Annotated in this window: 12 protein-coding genes and 1 pseudogene; 12 read left to right on the top strand and 1 reads right to left on the bottom strand. The window is 71.8% G+C overall.

The window, feature by feature from the left end; translation table 11 throughout:
* Positions 1-48 precede the first annotated feature (48 nt).
* The 12 genes and pseudogenes from AC5LXX_RS33770 (at position 49) to treY (ending at position 22,704) form a co-directional block, all read left to right on the top strand.
* On the top strand, positions 49-744 hold the full coding sequence (locus tag AC5LXX_RS33770; protein ID WP_124452539.1) for an MgtC/SapB family protein: 696 nt from the start codon (positions 49-51) through the stop codon (positions 742-744).
* Positions 741-1,079 (top strand): hypothetical protein, encoded by a 339-nt coding sequence (locus AC5LXX_RS33775; protein ID WP_124452537.1) that lies wholly within the window; start codon positions 741-743, stop codon positions 1,077-1,079. Before AC5LXX_RS33770 ends, AC5LXX_RS33775 begins: the two co-directional genes overlap by 4 nt.
* A pseudogene (locus AC5LXX_RS33780) lies at positions 1,076-3,272 on the top strand (VTT domain-containing protein). Before AC5LXX_RS33775 ends, AC5LXX_RS33780 begins: the two are co-directional and overlap by 4 nt.
* On the top strand, positions 3,263-4,063 hold the full coding sequence (locus tag AC5LXX_RS33785; RefSeq protein WP_124452533.1) for an endonuclease/exonuclease/phosphatase family protein: 801 nt from the start codon (positions 3,263-3,265) through the stop codon (positions 4,061-4,063). The pseudogene AC5LXX_RS33780 and the gene AC5LXX_RS33785 overlap by 10 nt, the downstream one beginning before the upstream one ends.
* A gap of 27 nt (positions 4,064-4,090) precedes the next feature.
* Positions 4,091-4,579, top strand: a complete 489-nt coding sequence (locus AC5LXX_RS33790) for a phage protein NinX family protein (protein WP_493413560.1) — start codon at positions 4,091-4,093, stop codon at positions 4,577-4,579.
* A gap of 149 nt (positions 4,580-4,728) precedes the next feature.
* Entirely contained in the window at positions 4,729-8,121 is a 3,393-nt protein-coding gene (locus AC5LXX_RS33795; protein ID WP_493413561.1) for a maltotransferase domain-containing protein, read from the top strand.
* Entirely contained in the window at positions 8,121-11,531 is a 3,411-nt protein-coding gene (gene treS / locus AC5LXX_RS33800; RefSeq protein ID WP_493414333.1) for a maltose alpha-D-glucosyltransferase, read from the top strand. The genes AC5LXX_RS33795 and treS overlap by 1 nt, the downstream gene beginning before the upstream one ends.
* Positions 11,528-13,735, top strand: coding sequence for a 1,4-alpha-glucan branching protein GlgB (gene glgB / locus AC5LXX_RS33805; protein ID WP_493413562.1), 2,208 nt, complete (start codon positions 11,528-11,530; stop codon positions 13,733-13,735). The genes treS and glgB overlap by 4 nt, the downstream gene beginning before the upstream one ends.
* Before the next feature lie 32 nt (positions 13,736-13,767).
* Positions 13,768-15,882: a glycogen debranching protein GlgX gene (gene glgX, locus AC5LXX_RS33810; RefSeq protein WP_493413563.1), complete on the top strand. Its 2,115-nt coding sequence runs from the start codon at positions 13,768-13,770 to the stop codon at positions 15,880-15,882.
* 8 nt (positions 15,883-15,890) lie between these two features.
* A complete protein-coding gene (gene treZ, locus AC5LXX_RS33815) occupies positions 15,891-17,762 on the top strand; it encodes a malto-oligosyltrehalose trehalohydrolase (protein WP_493413564.1) in 1,872 nt (623 codons plus the stop codon).
* Positions 17,759-19,942: a 4-alpha-glucanotransferase gene (gene malQ, locus AC5LXX_RS33820; protein WP_493413565.1), complete on the top strand. Its 2,184-nt coding sequence runs from the start codon at positions 17,759-17,761 to the stop codon at positions 19,940-19,942. The genes treZ and malQ overlap by 4 nt, the downstream gene beginning before the upstream one ends.
* Positions 19,939-22,704: a malto-oligosyltrehalose synthase gene (gene treY, locus AC5LXX_RS33825; RefSeq protein ID WP_493413566.1), complete on the top strand. Its 2,766-nt coding sequence runs from the start codon at positions 19,939-19,941 to the stop codon at positions 22,702-22,704. Before malQ ends, treY begins: the two co-directional genes overlap by 4 nt.
* Positions 22,705-22,860: 156 nt before the next feature.
* Here treY and AC5LXX_RS33830 read toward each other — a convergent pair whose 3' ends face one another.
* On the bottom strand, positions 22,861-23,106 hold the full coding sequence (locus AC5LXX_RS33830; RefSeq protein WP_493413567.1) for a hypothetical protein: 246 nt from the start codon (positions 23,104-23,106) through the stop codon (positions 22,861-22,863).
* Between the last annotated feature and the right edge of the window lie 51 nt (positions 23,107-23,157).

Raw genomic sequence — 23,157 nt, forward strand, 5'->3', positions numbered from 1 at the left:
TCGAATCGCCGCCGCGCCGCCACGCGCGTGCGGGAAGGAGTGCACATCATGATCGGCCATCTCGAACTGCTCGGACGCCTGCTGCTGGCCGCCCTGCTCGGCAGCGTCATCGGGCTCGAACGCGAGCGCCTGAACTGGGCCGCCGGGCTGCGCACGCACATGCTCGTATGCGTGGGCTCCGCGCTCGTGATGCTGGTGTCGACATTCGGCTTCGAGGACGTGCGCGGGCAAAACGGCGTCGTGCTCGATCCGTCGCGGGTCGCGGCGCAGGTGGTGTCGGGCATCGGCTTTCTCGGCGCCGGCTCGATCCTGCTGCGCGGCGAAGTCGTGCGCGGACTGACGACGGCCGCGAGCCTGTGGGCGGTGGCCGGCGTCGGCCTTGCCACGGGCGGCGGCATGTACCTGGCGTCGATCGGCGCGACGGCGATCGTGCTCGCGATCCTCGCGGGCGTGAAGCCGCTCGAACGCCGCTTCATCGCCCAGCGCCAGCAGCGCACGCTGCAGCTCGTGGCCGAGCGCGGCGGCCTCACGCTCGGCACGCTGCACGAAGCGCTCGGCCCCGGCCGCGTGCGCGTGAAACGGTTCATCGTCCAGCAGTCTGACGACGATCCCGACACCGACGACATTTCGGTGTCCTTCTCGCGCACGAGCGGACCGGAATTCGCCGCGATCTGCGAGACGCTGCAGAACATCGCCGGCGTACGAACCTGCCAACCCGACAACGCGTCAAGGAGCCTCGCGTGACCCGCACCGACCTGCTCTCCTATCTCGTGACGAGCCAGCTGGCCACGCGCATGCGGTCGAGCGCATGGCTCACCCCTCGCCAGCTCGTGAACGCGCAGCGCGCATGGCTCGCGTGCCATCACGCCGAATGCGGATGGCTCGAGCGGATCCGGATCGCGAACGCGTCGGCGACGATCGCGCAAGGCATCTACGACATCGCGATCGCGTCAGGCGCCCCCGACAGCGGCAAGCGCGTGCGGCTCGATGCCGATTCACCGGAACTGCAGGCGCTGCGTGAGCGTTGCGACGCGCTGCTGCAGCGGATCGACGGCGGCCGGGACGTCGACGCGCGATGATCGAGACGGATCGCAAGACACTCGCCGGCGAGCCGGCGATCGACGGCGCCCAGCCCCGCGGCGCATCGCGGCACGGCCTGCTCGAACGCGGTCGCAACTGCGACGCGATCCGTCACGCGGACCGCTTCACGATGCTCGTCGACGGCGACGCATACTTCTCGACACTGCGCGCCGCGCTGCTGCGCGCGCGCCATACGGTGTTCATCGTCGGCTGGGACGTCGACAGCCGGATGCGACTCGCGCGCGGCGGCCCCGACGACACGCTGCCCGACACGCTCGCGGCATTCCTGCATGCGCTTGCCGAAGCACGCCACAACCTGCGCATCTACGTGCTCGCGTGGGACTTCGCGATGATCTACGCGCTGGAGCGCGACTGGCCGCCCGTGTACCGCGCCGGCTGGCACGCGCATCGCGGGATCGTGTTCCGGCTCGACGGCACGCATCCGCGCGGCGCGTCGCATCACCAGAAGCTCGTCGTGATCGACGACCGGCTCGCGTTCGTCGGCGGCCTGGACCTGACGCGTGCGCGCCGGGACACGCCCGCGCACGCAGCCGGCGACCCGCGCCGCCATGACGAGGACGGGATGCCGTACGCACCGTTCCACGACGTGCAGGCGATGTTCGACGGCGACGCGGCCGCCGCGATCGGCGAGCAGGCCCGCGCGCGCTGGCTGCAGGCGTGCGGGCGCCGGATCGCGATCCGCGCGCAGCGCCATCTCGACCGGCCGGACGGCGACGATCCCTGGCCGCCCGGGACACGCGTCGACGTGCGCGACGTGCGGCTCGGCATCGCCTACACGGCCCCGCGCCACGGCGGCCGCGCGCCGGTGCGGCAGGTGCGCGCGCTCGTCGAGGACACGATCCGCGCCGCACGCCGGCACCTGTATGTCGAGAACCAGTACTTCACCGCGGCGGTGGTACGCGAGACGCTGTCCGCGCGCCTCGCCGACGCGCACGGGCCGGACGTGACGGTCGTCGCACCGCGCGTGCAGAGCGGCTGGTTGCAGGAAGCGACGATGGGCGTGCTGCGCGCGCGGCTGCACGCGACGCTTGTAGCGGCCGACCGCTTCGGTCGCTACCGGCTGCTGTATCCGCACGTCGACGGGCTCGGCGACGCATGCATTAACGTGCACAGCAAGCTCGCGATCGTCGACGACGAATGCATCGTGATCGGCAGCGCGAACCTGAACAACCGTTCGATGCTGCTCGACACCGAATGCTGCATCGCGCTCGTCGCGGCCGGCGATACACGCATTCGCGCGTCGATCGCCGGCATGCGTGCACGGCTGCTGGCCGAGCATCTCGGTACGGCGCCCGCGGTCGTGGCCGATGCATTGGCGGGCGCCGAACGACCTAATACCGTGCTCGACCGGCTGCGCGCGAAGCCCGGCCGCACGCTGCGCACGCTCGATCCGGCCGTCGCGCCGCAGCTCGACGCGCTCGTGCCGGTCAGCGCGCGGCTCGACCCGGAGCAGCCGATCGAACCGGACCGCTTCGTCCGCGAATTCGTGCCGCGCGACCGCCATCGCCCGCTCACCGCGCGCTTCTTCGTGCTCGGCACGGCCGTGCTGCTCGTCGCCGCACTCGCGCTCGCGTGGCGCTTCACGCCGCTCGGCGAACGCGTCAACGTCGCGTCGCTGTCGCATGCGGCAGCCGGCGTCGCGCAACTGCCTGCCGCACCGGTGCTGCTGCTGGCCGGCTACGTGATCGCCGCGACCTTCGCGGTGCCGATCACGCTGCTGATCGCGGTGACGGGGCTCGTGTTCGGCGCGTGGCCGGGCTTCGCCTATGCTGCGATCGGCACGATGGCGGCCGCCGCCGCGACCTACGGGCTCGGCCGCTGGCTCGGGCGCGACGCGGTGCGCCGGCTGGCCGGCGCGCGCGAACCGGCTGAGCGAACACATCGGCCGGCGCGGCGTGCTCGCGATGGCCGTGCTGCGGTTGCTGCCGATCGCGCCGTTCGCGGTCGTGAACCTCGTCGCCGGTGCGTCGCACATCGGCTTGCGCGACTTCCTGGTCGGCACCGCGATCGGGATGCTGCCCGGCATCGTGCTGACCGTCACGTTCGCGCACCAGTTGACGGCCGCGCTCGGTCATCCGCGGCCCGCGGCGTTTGCGTGGCTCGCCGCGATCGGCCTCGCGCTGGTCGGCGTGTCGATCCTGCTCGTCAGGGTGCTGCGACGATGGCGCTGAGCTCACACGCGGCGCCGCCGCCGGAAATCGCCGTCGCCGACGGTGCGCCCGCCGCCGCGCCGGGCGGGCGCGACCTGCGGATCGCGACCTACAACATTCGTGGCGGCTACGGCGCATGGCCGGCGCGCGCGGCCGACCGGATCGCCGCCGTGATCGACGAACTCGACGCGGACGTGATCGCCCTGCAGGAAGTACCGCTCGGCGGCACGCGCGCGCCCGACGTGCTCGCCCACCTGCGCGACGCGACCGGCATGCATGCGGTCGCCGGCCCGACGATCGACACGCCGGAGCGCCGCTATGGCAACGCGGTGCTGTCGCGCTGCCCGATCCGCGCGGCACGCACGCTCGACCTGTCGTTCCACCAGCGCGAGCCGCGCGGCGCGCTCGACGCCGACATCGATTGCGACGCGGGCACGATCCGCGTGGTCGCGACCCATCTCGGGCTGTCGGCAAGTGAACGCAGCGCGCAGGTGCAGCGACTGCTCGCGGCCTTCGACACGGGCGCGATGCCGGTGATCCTGCTTGGCGACATCAACGAGTGGTTCGTGCGCGGCCGTGCGCTGCAGGCGCTCGTCACGCGGTTCCGGCGCGCGCCGGCGCCGCGCACGTTCCCGACCGTGTGCCCGGTGTTCTCGCTGGACCGGATCTGGATCCACCCGGGCGAGTGGCTGATCGACGTGGTCGTGCACCGCAGCGTGCGGGCACGGCATGCGTCCGACCACTATCCGCTGGTCGCGCGGATGCGCGCGCCGCCCTCGACGCCCGCGGCGGGTACGTTGCTTGCGCAGTGAGTCCTTTTACGATTCGGCGGAGCGATCATGCAAACCGACGCCCTCGACGGAAAGGATCTCGATTACTGGTGCGCCCGCGCGCTGTGCGCGGATGACGAAGACACGCTGCGCTTCACGGCCGTCGAGCCGACCGTCGTCGTGACGGCCGCCTGCGACGCGTTCCGGCACGTCGATGCGCCATTCGCGCCGTCGACGTCGTGGGCCGACGCGTGCACGGTGCTCGACCGTGTCGACGATCTGCGGATCACCCGCCACGGCAACGACGTCGAATGCGACGCGACCTTCGTCGACGGCCCGTCGAGCTGCGGCGCCCACGGTCGCGACGCGCGCGAGGCGCTGCTGCGCGCGTTCGTGCGCGCACGCTTCGGCGACACGGTCGATGCGCCGCCGCCGTTCTCGCACCGGATCGAACACGGCGCCGTGGTGCGCTACGACCCCGGCGCACCGCTGCCCGAGCCGGACGACGAGCGCGCCACGGGCGACAGCACGGATATCCGCTCGATACCGCGGATGTGAGTACGCGCGGCTGCCATGAGCATGTAAAAACGACAGTCCCCATTCACCGAAATCAACTCCGACCGTTGCCGCACCGAACGCCACGCGGCAGGCACGCGCGTTGCGGCGCACCGGGATCACCGATCGCCGCCACCCGCCCGCGCCACGCCATGGACTCCACGCCGACCTTCGCTCCGCACCTCTATTTCTGCGACGCCCGCCTCGTCGGGCCGCTCGACGCGTGGCCTCAGACGTTCGCGCACATCGCGGGCATGGGCTTCGATCATGTGCTCGTCGGCGCCTTCTGGGCGGCGAGCGCCGCCGGCTTTCCGCGCCACGTGGCCGATTTCCGGCGGCCGGCCCAATCGTTCGCGACGCGTGCGAGCGCACTCGAAACCTTCTCGCGGCTCGCGCAGCTCGCGCACGGCCACGGGCTGCGCCTGCTGCTCGAAGTCGTGCCCGACCGCATCGCACGCGACAACCCGCTGCGCGCCGAGCATCCGGACTGGTACGTCGAGCGCACGCACGACGACGCGCTGATCGACCCGCGCGGCACCGCGCACGCGCTGGATCTCGCGCACGCGAACGTCGGCGACGAAGCGGCGCGCGACGCGCTGTCGGCATGGTGGTGCGCGCACCTCGCCACGTTCGCCGATGCGGGCGCGGCCGGCTTCCTGATCGATGCGCCGCATCATCTGCCGGCCGGCTGGTGGCCGGACTGGCGGGCGGCGCTGCGCCGCGCGCGCCCCGACGTCGCGGTGCTCGCGGGCGTGCCCGGCCATGCACGCGACGCCCTCGCGCAGCTCGAGGCTGCCGGGTTCGACGCGGTGTTTTCGTCGGTGCGCTGGTGGGACCTGCACGCGCCGTGGTTCGCGGACGAACACCGGCTGCTGCGGCGCATCGGCTCGCCGATCGCCTTCCCCGATGCACCGGACGGCCCGCGCCTCGCCGACGACTGGCCCGATGCTTCGGACGACACCGTCGCCCGCGCGTATCGCCGCGCGCTGTGGACGGCCGCGGCCGTCGGCACCGGCTGGCTCGTACCGATGGGCTTCGAGCGCGGCGTCACGGTGCCGCTGATGGCGCGCGACGCCGATGCCGGGCGCTACCGCGCCGCGTTCGACCACGGCCGTTTCGACCTGTCGGGCGCGCTCGCCGATGCCAACGCATGGCGCCGCGCGACGCCCGTCGCCGCGGCGCGCGGCGAGATCGCGCAACTGAGCGCGCCGGGCGCGGCCGCGACCGTGCTGCTGCGCGGCACGGGCCCGTCGCTCGAACACGACGAAGCCGCGCTGCTGATCGCGCTGAATCCCGCGCTCGACGCGCCGGCGCCGGTCGACCCTGCAACGATCCTGCCGGGCGTGCCCGGCGGCTTCACGCGTGTCGTCACGCAAGACGGTGCGCAAACGCATCCGCCGGCCGCGCTCGCACCATTTACGCTCGAACCCGGCGCCTACGCGCTGCTGCACGCGTGGCGTGCGCCCGCTGTCACGACCCGTCCCGACGCGTCGCGCGAGCGCGGCGCGCTGTCCGCCGCGCTCGCGGCCGACCGGATCGCGATCGAGCGCGTCGAGCCGTCGGTCGACGGCGGCCGCTTCGCGGTCAAGCGCGTGATCGGCGAACCGCTCGTCGTGCGGGCGTCGATCTTCACGGACGGCCATGCGCACCTCGCGGCCGCGCTCCAGTGGCGCGCGGAAGATGAAGACACCTGGCGCGAAGTGCCGTTCGAAGCCGAGCCGAACGACCGCTGGCACGCGCGCGTCACGCTCGACCGGCTCGGCCGGCATGAATTCCGCGTGATCGCATGGCGCGACGACTGGACGTCGCTCGTCGACGACGTCACGAAGAAGCACGCAGCCGGCCAGGACGTGACGCTCGAACTGCGCGAGGCGCAGTTGCTGCTCGCGGCCGCGCTCAAGCGCGCCGAGCCGGCCGACCCGCGCGCGGTCCCGCGGATGGCGCGCCTCGTCGCCGAATTCACGGATGCGCCGGCCGATGCGCGACTCGCGCTGCTCGGCGCCCCGCCGCTCGCCGACGCGTTCGCGGCGCTGCGCTACCGCCCGTTCGTCACGCATGACGACACGGCCTACCCGGTCGACGTCGAGCGCCGCGCGGCGCGCTTCTCGAGCTGGTACGAGATGTTTCCGCGCTCGGCCAGCGACGATCCGCACCGGCACGGCACGTTCGACGACGTGATCGCGCATTTGCCGCGCATCCGCGACATGGGTTTCGACGTGCTGTACTTCCCGCCGATCCACCCGATCGGCACGGCCGCGCGCAAGGGACGCAACAACAGCCTGAACGCCGGCCCCGACGATGTCGGCAGCCCGTATGCGATCGGTTCGCCCGACGGCGGCCACACGGCCGTGCATCCGCAGCTCGGCACGCTCGACTCGTTTCGCGCGCTCGTCGATGCGGCACGCAGCCACGGGCTCGAGATCGCGCTCGATTTCGCGATCCAGTGCTCGCCCGACCATCCATGGCTCGCCGAGCATCCCGGCTGGTTCGCGTGGCGGCCCGACGGCTCGCTGCGCTTCGCGGAGAATCCGCCGAAGCGCTACCAGGACATCGTGAACCCCGATTTCTACGCGCCGGACGCGCTGCCCGGCCTGTGGCTCGCGCTGCGCGACGCGGTGCTGTTCTGGGTCGATGCGGGCGTGCGGATTTTCCGCGTCGACAACCCGCACACGAAGCCGCTGCCGTTCTGGGCGTGGATGATCGACGACGTGCGCGGCCGGCATCCGGACGTCGTGTTCCTGTCCGAAGCATTTACGCGGCCGGGGATGATGTATCGCCTCGCGAAGGTCGGCTTCTCGCAGTCGTACACGTACTTCACGTGGCGCGAGTCGAAGCGCGACTTCATCGACTACCTGACCGAGCTGACGACCGGCCCCGCGCGCGAGTTCTTCCGGCCGAACTTCTTCGTCAACACGCCCGACATCAACCCGCGCCACCTGCAGAACGCGCCGCGCTCGCAGTTCGTGATCCGCGCGGCGCTCGCGGCGACGCTGGCCGGCTCGTGGGGCCTGTACTCGGGTTTCGAACTCGGCGAATCGGCGCCGCTGCCGGACAGCGAGGAATATGCGAACGCCGAGAAATACGAGCTGCGCGCGCGCGACTGGAGCAAGGCCGCGCATATCGGCGCCGAAGTCGCGCGGCTGAACCGTGCGCGGCGCGATCACGCGGCGCTGCAGACGCACCTCGGCCTCACGTTCGTCGACGCGGACAACGATTCGGTGCTCGTGTTCATGAAGGCGACGCCGGCGTTCGACAGCGTGGTGGTCGTCGCGATCAGCATCGACCCGTGGCATCCGCAGGCCGCGAACTTCACGCTCGACGCGGCGCTGTGGCGCGGCTTCGGGCTCGCCGACGGCGAACCGCTCGACGCACTCGAACAGGACGCCGCGCATGCGCAAACCTGGCGCGGCCATCGCCAGTACGTGTCGCTCGATCCGCACGTGCGGCCTTACGCAATCTGGCGGCTCATGCCGTCGCCGGACGCCGCGCGGGCGGCGGCGCCCGCACCGGACGACGCCCGACACGCCTCGGGAGCCCACGGATGATGAAACGCGAAGATTCCCTCGACGACGTGCGCCGCGCGCAGTTTCCGTCGCTCGCGCCGGCCGGCACGCCGCGCCGGCGCCGCGCGCGCCGCCGCGAACCCGCGCTCTGCGCGGACGATCCGCTGTGGTACAAGGACGCGATCATCTACCAGGTGCACGTGAAGTCGTTCTACGACTCGAACAACGACGGCATCGGCGATTTTCCCGGCTTGATCGCGAAACTCGACTACATCGCCGAACTCGGCGTCGACACGATCTGGCTGCTGCCGTTCTACCCGTCGCCGCGCCGCGACGACGGCTACGACATCGCCGACTACCGCGACGTGCATCCCGACTACGGCACGCTCGCCGACGTGCGGCGCTTCATCCGCGAAGCGCATGCGCGCGGCATCCGCGTGATCGCCGAGCTGGTGATCAACCACACGTCGGACCAGCATCCGTGGTTCCAGCGCGCGCGCCGTGCGAAGCCGGGCTCCACGCATCGCGACTACTACGTGTGGTCGGATACCGACACGAAATACGCGGGTACGCGAATCATCTTCCTCGATACGGAGACGTCCAACTGGACTCACGATCCGGTGGCCGGCCAGTATTACTGGCACCGCTTCTACTCGCATCAGCCCGACCTGAACTTCGACAATCCGGCCGTGGTGCGCGAAGTGATCCAGGTGATGCGCTTCTGGCTCGACCTCGGCATCGACGGGCTGCGGCTCGACGCGGTGCCGTATCTCGTCGAGCGCGAAGGCACGAACAACGAGAACCTGCCCGAGACGCACGCGATCCTGAAGCGGATCCGCGCGACGATCGACGCCGAGTACCCGAACCGGATGCTGCTCGCGGAAGCGAACCAGTGGCCGGAAGACGTGCAGGAATACTTCGGCAACGAGGACGAATGCCACATGGCGTTCCACTTCCCGCTGATGCCGCGCATCTACATGTCGATCGCGAGTGAGGACCGCTTCCCGATCCTCGACATCATGCGGCAGACGCCGGCGCTCGCGCCGAGCAACCAGTGGGCCGTGTTCCTGCGCAACCACGACGAGCTGACGCTCGAGATGGTCACCGATTCGGAGCGCGACCTGCTGTGGCAGACCTATGCGAGCGACCGGCGCGCGCGGCTGAACCTCGGCATCCGGCGCCGGCTCGCGCCGCTGATGGAGCGCGACCGCCGCCGTATCGAGCTGATCAACTCGCTGCTGCTGTCGATGCCCGGCACGCCGGTGATCTACTACGGCGACGAGCTCGGAATGGGCGACAACATCCACCTCGGCGATCGCGACGGCGTGCGCACGCCGATGCAGTGGTCGTCGGACCGCAACGGCGGCTTCTCGCGCGCCGACCCCGAACTGCTCGTGCTGCCGCCGGTGATGGGCTCGCTGTACGGCTACGACGCGATCAACGTCGAGGCGCAGACGCGCGATCCGCATTCGCTGCTGAACTGGACGCGGCGCATCCTCGCGACGCGCCGCGCGTCGCAGGCGTTCGGGCGCGGCACGATCCGTTTCCTGCGCCCGGAGAACCGCAAGGTGCTCGCGTACCTGCGCGAGCTCGACGGCCACGAGCCGGTGCTGTGCGTCGCGAACCTGTCGCGCGCGTCGCAGGCCGTCGAGCTCGACCTGTCCGAATTCGCGGGCCGCGTGCCGATCGAGATGACGTCCGATTCGCCGTTTCCGCCGATCGGCCAGCTCCCGTATCTCCTCACCTTTCCGCCCTATGGGTTCCTGTGGTTCGTGCTCGCCGAGCATGGCCGCGAGCCGTCGTGGCGGCAGCCGCATGCGGAGCCGCTGCCCGAGTACGTGACGCTCGTGATGCGGCGCGGCGATACGCGGCCGGACGTCGCGCAGCTGCACGCGCTCGCGCACGATGCGCTCGCGTCGTGGCTCGCACGGCGGCGCTGGTTCGCGTCGAAGGATCGCGCGATCGGCGACGCTTGGCTGAACGTCGTCACGCCGATTCCGGACGAGCCGTTCCAGTACGCGGAGGCGTGGGTGTCGGCGAGCGACGGCGGCGTCGAACGCTACGTGGTGCCGCTCGCGGCCGCGTGGGGTGGCGAGACGTCCCATCCGCTGTTCGCGCAGCTCGCGCTCGCACGCGTGCGGCGCGGCCACACGGTCGGCTACCTGACCGACGCGTTCGCGCTGCCGGCATTCGCGCGCGGGATGCTGCGCAAGCTGCGCGACGGCGCGACGGTGCCGACCGCCGACGGCGGCCGGCTCACCTTCCTGCCAGAAGACGCGCTCGCCGCGCTCGATCCCGGCGACGATGCGGAGGTGCGCTGGCTCGCGGCCGAGCAGAGCAACAGCTCGCTCGTGATCGGCGACGCGATCGTGCTGAAGCTGGTGCGCAAGGTCGCGCACGGCATTCATCCGGAAGCGGAAATGAGCCGGCACCTGACGCGCATCGGCTATGCGAACACCGCGACGCTGGCCGGCGAAGTCGTGCACGTCGATCCGGACGGCACACCCCACACGGTCGCGATCCTGCAGCGCTACGTCGACAACCAGGGCGATGCGTGGACACGCTCGTTCGACTTCCTGCGGCGGGCGGTCGACGAGCTCGCGCTGCCGGCCGCGGACGACGACGAAGCGGCTGACGCGGCCGACGAACCCGACGCGCTGCTCGGCTATGCGGCGTTCGCGGGCATCATCGGCACGCGGCTCGGCCAGCTGCACGTCGCGCTCGCGCAGCCGTCCGGCGATCCCGCATTCGCACCGGAGCAGGCAACGCCCGACCACGTCGACGGCTGGTGCGCGGACGCGATCGCGTCGTTCGAGCGCGCGCTCGACGTGCTGCACACGCGGCTCGATGCGCTCGACCCCGCGATGCGCGCAGCGGCCGACACGCTGCTCGCGTCGCGCGACGCCGCCGTAGTGGCGCTCGGCGAACTCGTGCCGCGCACGCTCGACGCGCAATGCATGCGGATTCACGGCGATTTCCATCTCGGCCAGGTGCTCGACGTGCAGGGCGACGCGCTGCTGATCGACTTCGAGGGCGAACCGGCGCGCCCGCTCGAGCACCGCCGCGCGAAGTCGCATCCGCTGCGCGACGTGGCCGGCCTGCTGCGCTCGCTGTCGTACGTCAGCGCGACCGCGCAGTTCGCGATCGAGAAGGCGCCGCCGCAGGCGGCCGGCCGCAAGCGCGCACTGTTCGACCGCTTCGGGCAGGCCGCCGCCGACCGCTTCGTCGACTGCTATCGCGCGGCCGCCGACCTCGCACCCGCGCGCTTCGTCGATCCGCGCTATGCCGATCGCCTGCTCGCGCTGTTCCTGATCGACAAGGCGTCGTACGAGCTGTGCTACGAAGCGGCGAACCGGCCCGACTGGCTGAGCGTGCCGGTCGGCGGGCTCGCGGCGCTGGTCGAGCGCCTGCTCGGCGACAGCGGCCTGCCCGAAGACGGAGGAACCCCATGACCGACACGCTGTTCGAACGCGCCGATATCGACGCGCTGCTCGCCGGCCGCCATCCCGATCCGTTCGCCTGCCTCGGCCCGCACAGGCAGGACGACCGGCTCGTCGTGCGCGCGCTGCTGCCGGGCGCCGAACGCGTGCGTGCGCTGTCGCCGGACGGCGACGAACTCGGCGCGCTCGCATGCGTCGATCGCGCCGGCTGCTTCGCCGGGACGATCGCGCACGACGGCGGCGTGCCGCATTACCTGCTCGCGGTCGACTGGCCCGACGCGCGGCAGGTGATCGACGACGCGTACGCGTTCGGCACGCTGCTCGACGAAGCGGCGCTCGCGCGCTTCTCGGCCGGCGACCCGAGCGCCGTGCTCGACTGCCTCGGCGCGACGCCCATGCGCATCGACGGCGCCGACGGCGTGCGTTTCGCGGTCTGGGCGCCGACCGCGCAGCGCGTGTCGGTGGTCGGCGACTTCAACGCGTGGGACGGCCGCCGCCATCCGATGCGGCTGCGGCGGCCATCCGGCGTATGGGAGCTGTTCGTGCCGGGCATCGGCGCGGGCGAGTGCTACAAGTACGAGCTGCGCGCGGCCGACGGGCGCGTGCTGCCGCACAAGGCTGATCCGTGCGCACGCGCGACCGAGGCGCCGCCGCGCACGGCGTCGGTGGTCGCCGACGTCGCGGCGCTCGACGCCTTCGCGTGGCACGACGACGGCTGGATGCATGCACGGCCGCGCGTCGACCGCTACCGCGTGCCGTGGTCGATCTATGAAGTGCATCCGGAGTCGTGGCAGCGCGTGCCCGAGGACATGAACCGCAGCGCGACGTGGGACGAGCTCGCCGAGCGGCTGATTCCGTACGTGAAGGGGATGGGTTTCACGCACGTCGAGTTCATGCCGATCGCCGAATACCCGTTCGGCGGCTCGTGGGGCTACCAGCCGCTCGCGCAGTTCGCGCCGTCCGCGCGCTTCGGCCCGGTCGACGGTTTCGCGCGGTTCGTCGATCGTGCGCATGCAGCCGGCATCGGCGTGATCGTCGACTGGGTGCCCGCGCACTTCCCGAACGATGCGCACGGCCTCGTGCAATTCGACGGCAGCGCGCTGTACGAGCATGCCGATCCGCGCGAAGGGATGCACCCCGACTGGAACACCTGCGTGTTCAACGTCGGGCGCACCGAGGTCGGCGCGTTCCTCGTCGCGTCGGCGCTCGCGTGGGCGCGCCGCTATCACGTCGACGGCATCCGCGTCGACGCGGTCGCGTCGATGCTCTACCGCGACTATTCGCGCAAGGAAGGCGAATGGGTGCCGAACGTGCACGGCGGCCGCGAAAACCTCGAATCTGTCGCGTTCCTGCGCCTGCTGAACGACACGCTGCACGGTGCGGCCGCGCCGGCCGGCGTCGTCACCGTCGCGGAGGAGTCGACCGCGTGGCCGGGCGTCACCGCACCGACCGGCGACGGCGGGCTCGGCTTCGACTTCAAGTGGAACATGGGGTGGATGCACGACACGCTCGCGTACCTGCACGAGGATCCGATCCACCGCCGCTATCACCACGACCGGATGACGTTCGGGCTCGTCTACGCGTTCTCGGAGCGCTTCGTGCTGCCGCTCTCGCACGACGAGGTCGTGCACGGCAAGGGCTCGCTCGTCGCGAAGATGCCGGGCGATGCGTGGCAGCGGCTCGCGACGCTGCGCGCGTACTTCGGCTTCATGTGGGCGCACCCCGGCAAGAAACTGCTGTTCATGGGCAGCGAATTCGCGCAATGGGCCGAATTCGCGCACGATGCGACGCCGCACTGGGACCTGCTCGACGCACCGGCCCATCGCGGCGTGCAGCGGCTCGTGCGCGACCTGAACCGCACGTATGCGGCGGAACCGGCGCTGCATGCGCTCGACTGCCACGCGGCGGGGTTCTCCTGGCTGATCGGCGACGACCGCGACAACAGCGTGTTCGCGTTCGCGCGCCGCGACGACGCCGGGCACCTGGTCGTGGCCGTCTGCAACTTCACGCCCGTGCCGCGCGCCGGCTACCGCCTCGGGCTGCCCGCGCCCGGCCACTGGCGCGAACTGATGAACACCGATGCCGCGCCGTACGGCGGCACCAACGCCGGCAACGACGGCGCCGTGTGGGCCGAGGCCGTGCCCGCGCACGGCGAGGCGTGGTCGGCGCTGCTGCGCCTGCCGCCGCTCGCGACGCTATGGCTGACGCCCGCGTGATTTCCTGCGCCCTCGACACGGAGATTCGCCCCATGCCGACCGCCCTGCCCGCCCGTCTCGAATCCGGCCGCTGCTATCCGCTCGGCGCGACCTGGGACGGCCTCGGGACCAACTTCGCGGTGTTTTCCGCGCACGCGCAGCGCATCCAGCTGTGCGTGTTCGATCCGACCGGCCGCAAGGAACTCGCGCGCCTGGACCTGCCCGAATGCACCGACGAGGTGTGGCACGGCTACCTGCCCAACGCGCATCCGGGCACCGTGTACGGGTTTCGCGCGGACGGCCCGTACCAGCCGCAGCACGGCCACCGCTTCAATCCGACCAAGCTGCTGCTCGACCCGTATGCACGCAAGCTGGTCGGCCAGTTCCGCTGGTCGGACGCGCTGTTCGGCTATCGCGTCCATTCGAACCGCGCGGACCTGTCGATGGACCGCCGCGATTCGGCGCCGGCGATGCCGAAAGCCGTGGTCGTCGACGAAGCGTTCGACTGGAGCAACGACCGCCGCCCGGACGTGCCGTGGCGCAACACGGTGATCTACGAGACCCACGTGCGCGGCGCGTCGATGCGCCGCGCCGGGTTGCGCGTGCCGGAGCGCGGCACGTTCGCGTCGCTCGCGCACCCCGCGTTCGTCGATCACCTGCTGTCGATCGGCGTGACGACGGTCGAACTGCTGCCGATCCACGCGTTCCTGCAACAGCGCGAGCAGGTGAAACGCGGGCTGCGCAACTACTGGGGCTACGACACGGCCGCGTTCTTCGCGCCGGAGCCGTCGTATCTCACGACGCGGCGGCTCGACGAAATGCGCATCGCCGTCCGCCAGCTCCATGCGGCCGGCATCGAGGTCGTGCTCGACGTGGTCTACAACCACACGTGCGAAGGCAATCAGCTCGGGCCCACGCTGTCGTGGCGCGGCCTCGACAACGCGAGCTATTACCGGCTGCGGCCCGACGATCCGCGTTACCACGTCGACGAAACCGGCTGCGGCAACACGCTGAACCTGTCGCATCCGCGCGTCGTGCAGATGGTGATGGACTCGCTGCGCTACTGGGCGACCGCGTTCAACATCGACGGCTTCCGCTTCGATCTCGGCGTGACGCTCGGCCGCGAGGATCACGGCTTCGAGCCCGGCGCGGGGTTCTTCGATGCGTTGCGGCAGGACCCCGTGCTGGCGCAGCGCAAGCTGATCACCGAGCCGTGGGATCTCGGCCCCGGCGGCTATCAGCTCGGCCGCCATCCGCCCGGCTTCGCCGAATGGAACGACCGGTTTCGCGACACCGTGCGGCGCTTCTGGCGCGGTGACGCCGGACAGCGCCCGGAACTGGCCGCGCGGCTGTCGGGCTCGGCCGACCTGTTCAATCACGGCCGGCGCCGCACGTGGGCATCGATCAATTTCATCACCGCGCACGACGGCTTCACGCTCGCCGACCTCGTGTCGTATGCGGGCAAGCACAACGAGGCGAACGGCGAGGACAACCGCGACGGCCGCGACGACAACTGCAGCGCGAACTGGGGCGCCGAAGGCCCGACCGACGACGCGAAGATCCGCGACGTGCGTCTGCGCGTCGCGCGCTCGATGCTCGCGACGCTGTTTACCGCGCTCGGCACGCCGATGCTCGTGGCCGGCGACGAATTCGGCCGCACGCAGCAGGGCAACAACAACGCGTATTGCCAGGATAACGAACTGTCGTGGCTCGACTGGGACCAGGCGCGCAGCGACGACGGCGTGGCGATGACGCGCTTCGTGTCGCGGCTCGCGGCACTGCGGCGCATGTATCCGGTGATGTCGGCGCCGCGCTATCCGTCGGGCGACCGCGACGGCGCGCCAGGCATGCGCGAGATCGAATGGTTCGACGAACGCGGCGACGCGCTCACCGTGCCCGCGTGGGAAGACGGCGAACGCCGCGCGCTGACGATGCGGCGCGTCGGCACCGGCCGCACCGGGCGCACCGAGGCCTTGCTCGTGATGCTGAATGCGTCGACCGACACCATCACGTTCATGCCGCCCGCGCCCGTGCTCGATTACCGGATCCTGCTCGACACCGCGACGCCCGACTCGGGCCCGCGCTCGTGGCCGGCCGACGGTCTCGACGTCGCCGCGCACGCAGCCGCGATCGCGGTCGCGGCCGTGCCACCCGATCCGCCTTCGTGAGGACCGCCATGACATCCCGTTCCGACCATCCACCCGGCTCGCAGGCTTTCGAAGCGTCGTTCGGCGCCACCTGCGTCGATGCCGACCACACCCGCTTCCGGCTGTGGGCGCCCGCGAGCCGCGCGGCCGCGGTCGAGCTGCACGACGACAGCGAACACGTGATCCCGATGACACCCGTCGGCGACGGCTGGTTCGAGACGGTCGCGCCGTGCGGCCCCGGCGCGCTGTATCGCTACCGGCTCGACGGCGGTCTCGTCGTGCCCGATCCCGCGTCGCGCTTCCAGCCCGGCGGCGTGGACGGCCCGAGCCAGGTCGTCGACCCGGCCGCCTATCGCTGGCGCCACGACGCATGGCGCGGCCGCCCGTGGCACGAGACGGTGCTGTACGAGCTGCACGTCGGCGCCTGCGGCGGCTACGCGAGCGTCGAGCGGCGGCTGCCGTCGATCGCCGCGCTCGGCGTGACCGCGGTCGAGCTGATGCCCGTCAATGCGTTTCCCGGCGCGCGCAACTGGGGTTACGACGGCGTGCTGCCGTTCGCGCCCGACACCTCGTACGGGCGGCCCGAGGAACTGAAGGCGCTCGTCGATACCGCGCACGGGCTCGGCCTGCAGGTGTTCCTCGACGTCGTGTACAACCATTTCGGCCCCGAAGGCAACCTGCTGCCGCGCTACGCGCCCGCCTTCTTCCGCACGGACCGGCAGACGGCATGGGGGCCGGCGATCGACTTCTCGTGCGCGCAGACGAGCGCGTTCTTCATCGACAACGCGCTGTACTGGCTCGACGAATTTCGCTTCGACGGCCTGCGCATCGACGCCGCGCACGCGATCGACGACGACGCGTGGCTGCGCGAACTCGCGCGCCGCGTGCGCGCGTACGCGGGCGACGCACGCCACATTCACCTCGTGCTCGAGAACGAGCGCAACGCGGCGAGCCTGCTCGGCCCCGGCGGCTTCGACGCGCAGTGGAACGACGACTTCCACAACAGCGCACACGTGCTGCTGACGGGCGAGCGCGACGGCTATTACCGCGCGTACGCCGACGCGCCGCTGCACCATTTCGCCCGCACGCTCGGCGAAGGATTCGCGTACCAGGGCGAACCGTCGCCGCTGCACGACGGCGCCGCGCGCGGCGAGCCGAGTGCGCACCTGCCGCCCACCGCGTTCGTCACGTTCCTGCAGAACCACGACCAGGTCGGCAACCGCGCGTTCGGCGAACGGCTGCGCGCACTCGCGAACGACGACGCGGTACGCGCCGCCACCGCGCTGATGCTGCTCGCGCCGTCGATCCCGCTGCTGTTCATGGGCGAGGAAGACGGCAGCACGCAGCCGTTCCAGTTCTTCACCGACTATCGCGGCTTGCTGGCCGATGCCGTGCGCGAAGGCCGGCGCCGCGAATTCGCGGCGTTTCCCGCATTCGCCGATCCCGCGCATCGCGACCTGATTCCCGATCCGAACGACATCGCGACGTTCGTCCGCTCGTCGCTGCACCATCCGCCCGACGACACCTGGGCCGACGCGGCCGCCTGGCAGCGCTTCTACCGCAGCGCACTGGCCGTGCGCGCGGCGCTCGTGATGCCGCAGCTGCCGGGCACGCATGCGCTCGGCGTCGAGCGGCTCGCGGGCGGCGGCGACCCGCAGGGGCTCGTCGCGCGCTGGCGCCTCGGCGACGGTAGCACGCTGACGATCGCGCTGAACCTCGGCTCGCACGATGCCGTGCTGTCCGAATTGCCGGTCGGCAAGCTCGTGTTCGAGACGCCGCCGCGCGCCCGCGACCGGCTGCCCGACCTGCGGCTGCCGCCACGTGCGTGCATCGTGTGGCGCGACGGTGCGGTCAACCACGATGCGCGGCACCACCGCGCGAACGGGCAGGGCCGATCATGACGACCGACGTCTCGATCGCGGTACTCGCGCAGGCGGCCGGCCTGGAAACCGACTGGATCGACGCAGGCGGCGTCGCGCGGCGGGTGGACGACGACGCGCTCGCCGCGCTCGTCGACGCGCTCGGCTGGCCGTGCGGCACGGCGGCTCAGCGCGCCGACAGTGCCGCGGCACTCGCTGACGAGAACGCGGCACCGCCGCGCATCGTGACCGGCGACGCCGGCCTGCCGCTGTCGCTGCCGGCTGCCATCGCGCCGCCGGGCGCGCGCTTCCGGATCACGCTCGAAGCCAGCGGCCACGTCGACGGGCGGGTGGACACGCACGGCGCGCTGCCGCCGCTCGCGATACCCGGTTATCACGCGCTCGACGTCGGCGATCAGCGCATCGGGCTGACGATCGCGCCGCCGCGCACGCGCCCGTTCGACACGCGTGCGGCCGGTGCGGACAACCGCTGGGGCATCGCGGCGCAGCTTTACAGCCTGCGCCGCACCGGCGACGGCGGCGCCGGCGACTATACGGCGCTCGCACGGCTGGCCGCCCACGCAGCGCGGCACGGCGCGCAAGCCGTGGCCATCAGCCCGACGCACGCCGGCTATCCGGCGCTGCCCGCGCACGACAGCCCGTATTCGCCGTCGTCGCGGCGCTGGCACAACGTCGCGTATCTCGACTGCGACGCGGTGCCGGGCGCCCAGGCCGCGGCCCCCTCATTCGGTGCGCCCCCCGAATCGCCGCTGATCGACTGGCCACATGTGCTGCCGATGAAACTGCGCCGCCTGCGCGCGTGCTTCGACGCGTGGCATGCCGGCGCCACGCCCGAGCGCGATGCGTTCCAGCGGTTTCGCGCGGCGGGCGGTGCGGCGCTCGACGCGCACGCGCGCTTCGATGCGCTGCAGGCGTTCTGTCTCGAACACGGGCTCGGTGCGGACTGGCGGCAGTGGCCGGCACCGTGGCGTACGCCGGGATCGGCCGAAGTCGATGCGTTCGCGCACGCGCATGCCGACACGATCGTATTCCACGCCTTCCTGCAGTGGTGCGCGTCGCGCGCGCTCGGCGACGCGCAGCACGCGGCGCGCGGCGCCGGCATGGCGACCGGGCTGATCGCCGATCTCGCGGTCGGCTCCGATCGCGCGGGCAGCGACGCGTGGGCGCATGGCGCGACGCTGCTGCGCGGCGTGTCGCTCGGCGCGCCTCCGGACCGGTTCAACGCGGCCGGCCAGGCATGGGGCGTGACGACCTGGACACCCGCCGCGCTGCGCGCCGACGGTTTCGTGCCGTTCATCGAACTGTTGCGCGCCACGTTCGCGCATGCGGGCGGCATCCGCATCGATCACGTGCTCGGTTTCGCGCGGATGTGGATCGTGCCGGACGGCAGCGCGCCGCGCGACGGCGCGTACCTGCGCTATCCGCTCGACGACCTCGTGCGGCTCGTCGCGCTCGAGGCGGCCCGCCATCGCGCGATCGCGATCGGCGAGGATCTCGGCACCGTGCCGGCCGGATTCCGCGAACGGCTCGGCGCACAGGGAATCGCGGGCATGCGCGCGCTGTGGTTCGAGCGCGAGGCGGACGGCACGTTCCGGCCGCCGTCCGCGTGGGATCGCGACGCCATCGCGACGACGTCGACGCACGATCTGCCGACCGTCGCCGGCTGGTGGCGCGGTGTCGATCTGGCGTGGCGGCGGGTCGCTGCCGCGCAGCGGCACGACGAACCGGATGCGCGCGACATCGCCGCACCGGCGCCGGACGATGCGAGCGCACACGACTCCGACGAGATCGTGCAACGCACGGTGCCCGGACCTGACGCCGCCGACGCCGCGCAACCGCCCGCCTGCCCCCCCGACCTGCTCGCCGCGCACGCAGAACGCGCGACCGAACGCGCCGCGTTATGGCGCGCGCTGCAGCAAGCGGGCTGCGCACCGGCCGGCAAGGCCACCCCGCCAACCGACGCGCCGCCGGTCGGCGCGATCCTCGCGTACGTCGCGCGCAGCGCGTCGCCGCTCGCCATCGTGCCGCTCGAGGACCTGCTCGCGCTGGACGCGCAGCCGAACCTGCCGGGCCCGCCGTGCGGCCATCCGAACTGGCGGCAGCGGCTGCCGCGCACGATCGACATGCTGTTCGACGCCGACGTGCGCGAGCGCATCGCGGCCGTCGCGCACGCGCGCCGTTCGCGGGAGCGCGGCACATGACGCCGCGCGCGACGCTGCGCCTGCAGCTCCATGCGGGCTTCACGTTCGACGACGCAGCCGCGCATGCCGACTACTTCGCGCGGCTCGGCGTGAGCCATCTTTACCTGTCGCCGGTCGCGACAGCCGAACCGGGCTCGCGGCACGGCTACGACACCATCGACTACGACGTACTCAATCCCGAACTCGGCGGCGAAGCCGGCTTCGTCCGGCTCGTCGACGCGCTGCGTGCCCGCGGCCTCGGCGTGATCGTCGACATCGTGCCGAATCACATGGGCGTCGGCGGATCGTCGAACGGCTGGTGGAACGACCTGCTCGAATGGGGCCCCGCGAGCCCGTACGCGCGCTACTTCGATATCGACTGGCACCCGCCCGACCCGGCACTCGACGGCAAGGTGCTGCTGCCGTGTCTCGGCGAGCCCTATGCCGACGCGCTAGCGGCCGGCGACATCACGCTCGGCGCCGACCCGGCCAGCGGACGCTTCTTCGTCGCGTGCCCCGGACGGCGGTTGCCGGTGGCGGCCGCCACCTACGCGGACATCCTGCGCATCGCGAACCGCGCGGACCTGAACGCGCTCGCCGAGCGCTTCGATGCCGCGCCGCCACGCGACAGCGCGCGGCTGGCCGCCGCGCACGCGGCGCTGCGCGATCACGCGGCCGCGCACGGCCCGCACGCGCTCGACGCCGTGCTGCGCGGCGCCGACCCGCGCATCGCGCGTTCGCGTACCAGCCTGCACCGGCTGCTCGAACGCCAGCACTACCGGCTCGCGTGGTGGCGCACGGCCGCCGACGAACTGAACTGGCGGCGCTTCTTCGACATCGCGACGCTCGCGGGTGTGCGCGTCGACGACGACGCCGTATTCGACGCCGTTCATGCGCTGCCGCTGCGCCTGCATGCGGCCGGGCTCGTCGACGGCGTGCGGGTCGATCACGTCGACGGCCTCGCCGATCCGCGCGCGTACTGCCGGCGGCTGCACGAACGACTCGCCGCGCAGGGCCGGGCGCAGCCGTATGTGGTCGTCGAGAAGATCCTCGCACCCGGCGAGACGTTGCGGGCCGACTGGGCCGTCGAAGGAACGACCGGCTACGACTTCATGAACGATGTCGGCGCACTGCTGCACGATCCGGCCGGCGCCGCCCCGCTCGCCGCTCACTGGGCCGCCGTGTCGGGGTCGTCGCGCACGTTCGCGCAGGAAGCGCTCGACGGCAAGCGGCGCGTGCTGATGCGCCAGCTCGCCGTCGAGCATGCGCGCGTGGCGCGACTGCTGCATGCGATTGCACGGGCGTCGCCCGCCACGCGGGACGTCAGCCGGATCGCGATTCAGCGCGTGCTGGGCGAACTCGCGGTACGGCTGCCCGTGTACCGCATGTATCCGGCACCGCGCGACGAGCCGGCCGATGCCGACCGTCGCGTGCTTGCACAGGCCTATGAAAGCGCGCGCGCGGCCATCGATCCGGCCGACCGGTTCGCGCTCGATCGTGTCGCCGCCTGGCTTGGCCTGCCGGTCGTGCGCGTGCCGCGCGCGGCCCCCGACGCGCTGGTCGTGGCGCGCATCGCATTCGCTCAGCTCACCGCACCGCTCGCCGCGAAAGGCGTCGAGGATACGGCCCACTATCGCTATGGCCGGCTGCTGTCGCGCAACGAGGTCGGCGCCGATGCCGGCGACTTCAGCCTGTCGCGCGGCGCGTTCCATGCGCGGAACCGGCACCGCGCGCGCACCGTGCCGCACGGGCTCCTCGCGACGGCCACGCACGACCACAAGCGCGGCGAGGACGCACGTGCGCGGCTCGCGGTGCTCAGCGAGATGCCCGACGCGTGGCGCGCGGTATCGCTCGACTGGTCGGCGCTGAACCTGCCGCACCGCGGCCGCGCGCATCGTGACCTCGCGTGGGCGCCGGGGCCGGCCGCCGAGGCGATGCTGTATCAGACGCTCGTCGGCTGCTGGCCGCCGACGCTCGCGCCCGACGATGCCGCCGGGCTCGTCGCACTCGCCGCGCGCGTGATGCAGTGGCAGACGAAGGCCCTGCGCGAAGCGAAGCAGCATACCGACTGGCTGGCGCCCGCGATCGATTACGAGCAGGACTGCGCGGCATTCGTCCGCGCGATCCTGACGCCGCGCGGTGCCGGCGATTTCGTGCACCGGCTGCATGCGTTCGTCGCGCGGATCGCGCCGGCCGGTGTCGTCAACAGCCTGGCACAGACGGCGCTGCGAATCGCCTCGCCCGGCGTGCCGGACCTGTATCAGGGAACCGAATCCTGGGATCACTCGCTCGTGGATCCGGACAACCGGTGCGACGTGCCGTTCGCTGCACTGGCGGCCGAACGGGTCGACGAGCCGGTCGCGTCGTATCTGTCGACGTGGCCCGACGGGCGCGTGAAGCGTGCGCTGGTCGAGCGGATGCTCGCACTGCGTGCGCGGTGGCCGACGACGTTTGCGGATGGCGCGTACGTGCCGCTGCGGGTGCACGGCCGGCTCGCGCGCCACGCGGTGGCGTTCGCGCGGTGCGACGATGCGGCTACGGTGGTGGTCGTGGCGACGCGGCTCGCATGCCGGTTGCTCGGTGAAGCGCCCGGGTTGCCGCGCGTGGAGCCCGCGCAGTGGGGCGATACGGCGGTCGCGCTGCCGCGCGGCAGCGCCGGACCGTGGACGGACGCGTTGAATCCGCGGGCCGCCGTCGATGCGCCGGGAGGCAGGCTGGCGCTCGATCGCTGCCTGGACGGGTTGCCCGTCGCCGTGTTCGTGGCGGCGCGTGCCGGCAATTGAAGCCGGCGCCCACCCTGCAGGCGCCGACCGTGCACTACCGGAATCGACGTCGTGCGAAATGTGCTGTAAATGATCGATTCGCGACGCGTCACCGAATTTCAACCGAGACGGTTAGCCACAGGCGATTTCGTCAGCCGCCGATACGCGATGACACCCTCACGACCACTCCTCCGGCGGCGTCGCCCCGCTGTCGTCCTCCCATAACGGCTTGCCCTTCCCGTCGCCATCGCGCGCCGCCACGGGCCCGCTCGCTCCGCGCGTCGACCGCCGCGTGTCGCGCGACGTCGCCGTGGTCGCACGCGCCCGCGTGCGCGTCGGCGTCACGGTGCGTTGCCCATCCCTGCGGCGCGTGTCGGTCGCGCCTGCGTCGTTCGCCTGTCGTGCATTCGAAGCCGCGTTCATCTTTTCTCTCCCGTGTCATCAGAAAGTGGCCGAACGATCGCCGCAACTTCG

Source organism: Burkholderia torrens (assembly GCF_984668525.1).

Bases quoted from the DNA above. Each gene is read 5' to 3' on its own strand.
- AC5LXX_RS33770 (WP_124452539.1), top strand. From the start codon at position 49: ATGATCGGCCATCTCGAACTGCTCGGACGCCTGCTGCTGGCCGCCCTG.
- AC5LXX_RS33785 (WP_124452533.1), top strand. From the start codon at position 3,263: ATGGCGCTGAGCTCACACGCGGCGCCGCCGCCGGAAATCGCCGTCGCC.
- AC5LXX_RS33790 (WP_493413560.1), top strand. From the start codon at position 4,091: ATGCAAACCGACGCCCTCGACGGAAAGGATCTCGATTACTGGTGCGCC.
- AC5LXX_RS33795 (WP_493413561.1), top strand. From the start codon at position 4,729: ATGGACTCCACGCCGACCTTCGCTCCGCACCTCTATTTCTGCGACGCC.
- treS (WP_493414333.1), top strand. From the start codon at position 8,121: ATGAAACGCGAAGATTCCCTCGACGACGTGCGCCGCGCGCAGTTTCCG.
- glgB (WP_493413562.1), top strand. From the start codon at position 11,528: ATGACCGACACGCTGTTCGAACGCGCCGATATCGACGCGCTGCTCGCC.
- glgX (WP_493413563.1), top strand. From the start codon at position 13,768: ATGCCGACCGCCCTGCCCGCCCGTCTCGAATCCGGCCGCTGCTATCCG.
- treZ (WP_493413564.1), top strand. From the start codon at position 15,891: ATGACATCCCGTTCCGACCATCCACCCGGCTCGCAGGCTTTCGAAGCG.
- malQ (WP_493413565.1), top strand. From the start codon at position 17,759: ATGACGACCGACGTCTCGATCGCGGTACTCGCGCAGGCGGCCGGCCTG.
- treY (WP_493413566.1), top strand. From the start codon at position 19,939: ATGACGCCGCGCGCGACGCTGCGCCTGCAGCTCCATGCGGGCTTCACG.
- AC5LXX_RS33830 (WP_493413567.1), bottom strand. From the start codon at position 23,106: ATGAACGCGGCTTCGAATGCACGACAGGCGAACGACGCAGGCGCGACC.